Below are 6,298 nucleotides of genomic sequence, written 5' to 3'. Positions count from 1 at the left end.
AATTCTGCCCCCATACGGAATTAAAAAATATATAGATATTCGTACTTCGACGAGTATCAAAAGGTAATGAAATGAAAAAAGGTATTCACCCAGAACTAGTAGATTGTACTGTAACATGTGCATGTGGCAACAGCTTTGTAACAAAAAGCCAAAAACCAGAGATGAAAATTGACATCTGTAACGAATGTCACCCATTCTTCACAGGTGAAGAGCGTATGGTTGATACTGCTGGTCGTATCGAGAAATTTAAAGCGCGTTACGGCAAAAAATAGTCAAGCACTTTTTTTGCTTTCATTAATTCCAACTCCTATTGGAAATATCGGCGATATTTCACTCAGAGCCATTGAGCTTTTGAGTGAAGCTGACATACTCCTTTGTGAAGACACCCGCGTTACAAAAAAACTTATCCATATTTTAAAAGAGCGTTATAACACTTCTTTTAAAGAAAATCAAGAATTTATTTCCCTACATTCACATAATGAACAGGCTTTTGTTGAAAAATTAGAACCCTCTTTTTTTGAGCAAAATATTGTTTATGCAAGTGATGCCGGTATGCCAGGTGTGAGTGACCCTGGACAAGCTCTTGTCTCTTACTGTATCGAGCACTCTTTAGAGTATGATGTCCTCCCTGGTGCAAACGCAGTGCTTACTGCGTTTGTAGCGAGTGGTTTTGGACAAACGCAGCTACTCTTTTTTGGTTTTTTAGACCACAAAGGCAATTCTCGAAGTGCAGGATTACAAAAAGCCTTGCATAATGGTTACACTACTATTCTTTATGAATCTCCACACCGCTTGGAAAAGCTTCTGCAAGAACTTGCGCAAGAAGCACCACAAAGAGAGATATTTTTAGCAAAAGAGCTTACAAAAAGGTATCAAAAATTCTTTCGAGGGACTCCAAAAGAGTTGATAGAGCAGGTTGGAAAAAACATTAAAGGCGAATGGGTGGTTGTTATTAGTGCAAGTCAAACGCAGTCTGAATCTGCCATCAGTGAAAAAGATATTTTAGCATTAGATTTACCAAAAAAAGTGCAAGCAAAGCTCATAAATAAAATAACAGGTGAAAATATTAAAGAAATCTATCAAAGATTATTGTAAAGTAATCAAATAGATACTTTTTTTCGCTAAAATACCCCTATGTTAATTTATGCAAAACAACCAATTTACTATCTAATCAATCACTATCCACAAAAAATTAAAACTCTTTATTTAGCACGAGAGCTTGACAAAAAAGAGTATTCCCGTCTTATGAAAATGGGCTTTGAGATAAAACGCATTCCCAATGAAGCAGCCGTGAAAATGAGCAAAAATGCTAACCATCAAGGCTTTTTAGCAGAAGTTGAAGATTATAAACTCCATAATTATCAAACATTTCTAAATAAAGAGTTTATACTCGTACTTGCTGGGCTTACTGATGTTGGAAACATTGGTGCACTTATTCGTAGTGCCTATGCCTTAGGTGTTGATGGGGTCATTGTTACAGGTGTGAAACATCTTAATATTGAACCAATTTTACGAACAAGTACAGGTGCACTTTTTGATATGCCGCTAGCAGTAGAGCAAAATATTTACAACCTTTTAAATGACTTTAAAATGTCTGGTTTTGTCACTTATGGTGCAGATATGGGTGGCGTGGATATTTGTGATGTAAAACCTGCGCAAAAAAGAGTGTTGGTGCTTGGAAATGAGGGGGAAGGACTCTCTGCACGAGTAAGTGCTAAACTTGATACAATTGTCAGTATAAAAATGGCACATGATTTTGACTCTCTTAATGTCAGTGTGGCAGGTGGAATTTTAATGCAAAGGATGTGGGTATGAGTGATGCGCTCGAAAAGTTAAAAAGTCTAGGTGCTCAAAAAATTTATGAAGATACACATATTCCTGTTAGGCATGTACAAGCTATTTTAGATGAGAACTACGAGGGATTTTCTCGTATGCAATTTCTTGGATTTGTCTCTATTCTTGAAAGAGATTACGACCTTGATTTGCAAGAGATAAAATCGCATGCTATAGAGTATTATGATGCGCAAATGGCGACAGAACCTTTAGCAGATGCTGGTATTTTTGTTACACCATCAAAACAGAAGAATTTCACTATTCTTTATATTGTTGTAGCAATTTTTATTTTTTTAGTGGCTCTATACTATACACTTGGTGTTGCAGATGAAGCAAATAATACCAACAATATTGCAGTACAAATAAAGACCCCTCCAAAACAGATAGTAGAGAAGGAAGTTGTACCTCAAACAAAAGAAATTCCTATTGTGTCCGAAGTTAATAGTACTGAGCAAGAGCAAAATCTTACAAAGCAGGTAGAGCAAAAAGTAGTAAAAACAGTAGAAAAATCAGAACCATTAGAGATTTTACCACGCTCAAGAGTTTGGTTGGGTTACATAAATGTAGCAACAAATAAAAAGCATCAAAAAACTTTTTCAAATGAGCTGGATTTAAACGCAAGTGACGAGTGGCTTTTTATATTTGGACATGGATATATAGATGTTATGGTCAATGGAGAAAAAAGACACTTTAGCGATAAAAATACCTTGCGATTACATTATAAAGATGGGGTTTTAGAGAAAATTTCAACAGATGAATTTAAAAAATTAAATAGAGGTCGTAAGTGGTAATTAAACTTATTTTTACCGCAATGCTCTTGTTTCCATTTTTTACTTCTAGCTTATTTGCTGGTGAGTTGAAAAATGCAAATGCAAATATAGGTGTTAGTGAAGATGATCCTGTAACAGCAAAAATAAAGAGCTTTTTGGATAAAAAAACATACAAGGATAATAAAGCATTTATAAATGTCATTTTTGATCCAAAGTCAGCATATTATATGGGTGATAGAGTTGATGTTGTCAAAATCATACAGACATTAAAAGATAATGGGCTTTTAAACCTCTTTTTTAAGGCACCTCAAGCATTTAGCCTTACCTTTAAAACAAATGGTTCGCCAATCTTTTTTGTAAGAATAATGGATGATGTTTTAAGTGGTATTGGCTATTTTCGTTATGTAACGACGGCTGCACATTTGGATGCATCAGAATTTTCTTGGACAATTAACTTAACCTCTGAATATATGACAGATCCTATGATTTTACAAAAAGCACTACAAAATAATGGCTGTAAAATTATTGACATTTCAAGAAACAGTACTAAAAAATGGACATATATTATAGATATAAACAGTGGTGAACTTAATGTCCCTATACTTGAAGCTAATCAAGAGGTGCAACTTAGACGAGCCCTCTATGCTCACTGGTTTAATGTTTCTAAAATTCGAGCTCTAGAAGTGCATAGTTCGCGTAGGAATCACTGGTACCCTTATATAAGTTACTATGATGCTTCCCTGCATTTGGTAAAACTTCTCAAGCGAGATAAAGTTTATAAATCTATTTCTCTTTTAATTCCAAAAAGTGCAAAATATATAAAAATTACTGATTTATATACGCTGAAAAATCTTCGTGATGGTCTTACACTCTCTCCTACAGGAACAAGATAATTTAGCTCACATTACCTTATTCTAATAATTTTTTGCTAAAATGGCATTAATTATTATAGAGGGCTGAAAAATGTTTGATGAGTTTAAATTTAATAGAGTTGAGAGACTTCCAAAGTATGTATTTGCAGAAGTTAATGATATAAAAATGGCAGAGCGCCATGCTGGAAAAGATGTTATAGACTTTTCTATGGGAAATCCTGATGGACCTACTCCTGAACATATACGAAATAAACTTGTTGAATCTGCCCAAAAAACAAAAACACATGGATACTCTACTTCAAAAGGTATTCCTAAACTTCTTCAAGCCATAGCCGATTGGTATGAGCGCCGTTATGCTTGTACACTTGACCCACAAACAGAGTGTGTGGCAACTATGGGTTCAAAAGAGGGTTATGCACACCTTACTTATGCTATTACAAATCCAGGGGATGTAGCAGTTGTTCCCGATCCTACATATCCAATTCATGAGTATTCTTTTATATTAGCTGGTGGGAATGTTATTAAATTTGGTGTTGAGTTTGATGAGCATTATAGACTTGATGAAGATAAATTTTTTGCAAGTTTAGAGAAGGTCTTTAAAGAGAGCTCGCCTAAACCAAAGTATGTACTTGTAAACTTTCCACATAATCCAACGACGGCAACGGTTACAGTCGCTTTTTATGAACGCCTTGTTGCTATGGCAAAAGAGAAGAGATTTTACATTATTTCTGATATTGCTTATGGTGATATAACATTTGATGGCTATAAAACTCCTTCAATTATGCAAGTAGAGGGAGCAAAAGATGTTGCAGTTGAATCTTTTACACTCTCAAAATCTTACAATATGGCAGGATGGCGTGTCGGTTTCTTTGTAGGAAATAAAAAGCTTATAGGTGCATTACAAAAGATAAAATCATGGCTTGATTATGGGATGTTTACGCCTATTCAAGTAGCAGCTACTGTGGCACTTAATGGTGACCAGACTTGTGTGAGCGATATTACAAATAAATACAATCATCGTCAAGAGGTGCTTATTGAAGCGTTTGGTCGTGCAGGGTGGCATATTGAAAAAAATGAAGCAACTATGTTTAGCTGGGCAAAAATTCCAGAGTGTGTTGCACATTTAGGAAGTTTAGAGTTTTCTAAAAGACTTTTAGTGGAAGCAGGCGTTGCAGTTTCTCCTGGTATTGGTTTTGGTGAATATGGCGAAGGATATGTGCGTATTGCATTGATTGAAAACGATAACCGTATTCGTCAAGCAGCAAGAAATGTAAGAGAGTTTTTAAAGCAGTTTGATGGCTGTAAAGAGAAGGATAAAAAGTAATATGATAAAAGTTGGAATTATTGGTGTTGGAACTGTTGGGACGAGTGTTGCAAATATTTTAAAAGAGAATGCAGATGTAATTTCAGCACGGGCTGGACGAGACATTGTTGTAAAGAGTGGTGTTGTAAGAAATCTCTCAAAAGATCGTGGTTTAGATATTATTTTAACAGATAATGTTGATGATGTTTTAAATGATGATGAGATAGATATTGTCGTAGAACTTATGGGTGGTGTTGATGAGCCATTTGTGGTTGTGAAGCGTGCCTTAGAGAGTGGTAAAGCAGTGGTAACAGCAAACAAAGCACTCCTTGCATATCATAGATATGAGTTACAAGAGTTAGCAGGTAATATCCCTTTTGAGTTTGAAGCATCTGTTGCTGGTGGTATTCCTATAATCACTGCACTCCGTGATGGACTATCTGCAAATCATATAGAGTCAATTATGGGAATTATGAATGGTACTTGTAACTATATGATGACTGAGATGACAAATAATGGCGTTTCGTACGATGCAATTTTAAAAGAGGCTCAAGATTTGGGATATGCTGAAGCAGACCCCACATTTGATGTTGGCGGATACGATGCTGCACACAAACTCCTTATTTTAGCCTCTATTGCTTATGGACTTGATGCAAAACCTGAAGATATTTTGATTGAGGGGATTGAAAATGTCTCTTCTGAAGATATTGCCTTTGCAAAAGAGTTTGGCTATGCTATTAAACTGCTTGCTATTGCGAAAAAAGATAACAATGAAGTAGAACTTCGTGTGCATGCTGCACTCATTAAAAAAGAGGCAATGATTGCAAAGATTGATGGTGTGATGAATGGTGTGAGCGTTGTGGGTGATAAAGTGGGTGAAACACTTTACTATGGTGCAGGTGCAGGTGGTGATGCTACGGCTTCAGCAGTTGTAGCAAACATCATTGACATTGCAAGAAGTGGAAAATCAACTCCAATGCTTGGGTTTAACCGTCCAATGGAGGGTAATACACTGACACTCAAGTCAAGTGATGATATAGAGTCAAAATATTACCTCCGTATCAATGTAACAGATAAAGCAGGTGTTCTTGCACAACTTTCTAAGATTTTTGAGAGTTATAACATCTCCATAGAGACTATGTTACAGCGTTCAAGTGAAAATGGAAGTGCAAATTTACTTATCTCTACACATAAAGCTGTAGAAAAAGATATTCAAAGTATGCTCAAAGAGTTGGAAAAACTTGATTTTATTAACTTTAGACCAGTGATGATAAGAATAGTATAAATTTAGATGAAAATTCTTATAACTGGTGCGAGTTCGGGGCTTGGTGCTGAGTTTGCTCGCCAGTATGCTTCAAAAGAGAATGAACTTTTTTTGCTTGCACGAAGAGAAGAACGGCTTGTTAGACTCAAAAATGAGTTGCAAGATAGATGCAAAAATATTACGCTTATTTGTGTGGATGTGACTGCATTTGAAGCCCTACAAAAAGAGATGAAAAAGCTTCATGATATTGATATGG

Annotated in this window: 8 protein-coding genes; all 8 read left to right on the top strand. The window is 35.7% G+C overall.

Features of this window, described 5'->3' with window-relative positions:
- Positions 1 to 71: 71 nt before the first annotated feature.
- Positions 72 to 272 carry a 50S ribosomal protein L31 gene (rpmE, locus tag MVY38_RS10760; protein WP_297486114.1) on the top strand — a complete coding sequence of 67 codons (201 nt, stop codon included), beginning with the start codon at positions 72 to 74 and terminating at the stop codon, positions 270 to 272.
- A gap of 13 nt (positions 273 to 285) precedes the next feature.
- Positions 286 to 1,095, top strand: a complete 810-nt coding sequence (rsmI, locus tag MVY38_RS10755) for a 16S rRNA (cytidine(1402)-2'-O)-methyltransferase (protein WP_297486111.1) — start codon at positions 286 to 288, stop codon at positions 1,093 to 1,095.
- 39 nt (positions 1,096 to 1,134) lie between these two features.
- Positions 1,135 to 1,815 (top strand): 23S rRNA (guanosine(2251)-2'-O)-methyltransferase RlmB, encoded by a 681-nt coding sequence (rlmB, locus tag MVY38_RS10750; RefSeq protein ID WP_297486109.1) that lies wholly within the window; start codon positions 1,135 to 1,137, stop codon positions 1,813 to 1,815.
- Positions 1,812 to 2,624: a hypothetical protein gene (locus MVY38_RS10745; RefSeq protein WP_297486106.1), complete on the top strand. Its 813-nt coding sequence runs from the start codon at positions 1,812 to 1,814 to the stop codon at positions 2,622 to 2,624. The genes rlmB and MVY38_RS10745 overlap by 4 nt, the downstream gene beginning before the upstream one ends.
- Positions 2,618 to 3,496, top strand: a complete 879-nt coding sequence (locus MVY38_RS10740; RefSeq protein WP_297486105.1) for a hypothetical protein — start codon at positions 2,618 to 2,620, stop codon at positions 3,494 to 3,496. The genes MVY38_RS10745 and MVY38_RS10740 overlap by 7 nt, the downstream gene beginning before the upstream one ends.
- Positions 3,497 to 3,566: 70 nt before the next feature.
- Positions 3,567 to 4,799 (top strand): LL-diaminopimelate aminotransferase, encoded by a 1,233-nt coding sequence (locus tag MVY38_RS10735; protein WP_297486103.1) that lies wholly within the window; start codon positions 3,567 to 3,569, stop codon positions 4,797 to 4,799.
- 1 nt (position 4,800) lies between these two features.
- Positions 4,801 to 6,063 carry a homoserine dehydrogenase gene (locus MVY38_RS10730; RefSeq protein WP_297486101.1) on the top strand — a complete coding sequence of 421 codons (1,263 nt, stop codon included), beginning with the start codon at positions 4,801 to 4,803 and terminating at the stop codon, positions 6,061 to 6,063.
- Between the two features lie 6 nt (positions 6,064 to 6,069).
- A partial coding sequence (locus MVY38_RS10725) for an SDR family NAD(P)-dependent oxidoreductase (protein ID WP_297486098.1) occupies positions 6,070 to 6,298 on the top strand: 229 nt, incomplete at its 3' end.

It is taken from the genome of Sulfurimonas sp. (assembly GCF_027056685.1).
Lineage (GTDB): Bacteria > Campylobacterota > Campylobacteria > Campylobacterales > Sulfurimonadaceae > Sulfurimonas.
This window is presented reverse-complemented; position numbering and strand designations above follow the sequence as displayed.

Bases quoted from the DNA above. Each gene is read 5' to 3' on its own strand.
- MVY38_RS10730 (WP_297486101.1), top strand. From the start codon at position 4,801: ATGATAAAAGTTGGAATTATTGGTGTTGGAACTGTTGGGACGAGTGTT.
- rlmB (WP_297486109.1), top strand. From the start codon at position 1,135: ATGTTAATTTATGCAAAACAACCAATTTACTATCTAATCAATCACTAT.
- MVY38_RS10745 (WP_297486106.1), top strand. From the start codon at position 1,812: ATGAGTGATGCGCTCGAAAAGTTAAAAAGTCTAGGTGCTCAAAAAATT.
- rpmE (WP_297486114.1), top strand. From the start codon at position 72: ATGAAAAAAGGTATTCACCCAGAACTAGTAGATTGTACTGTAACATGT.
- MVY38_RS10735 (WP_297486103.1), top strand. From the start codon at position 3,567: ATGTTTGATGAGTTTAAATTTAATAGAGTTGAGAGACTTCCAAAGTAT.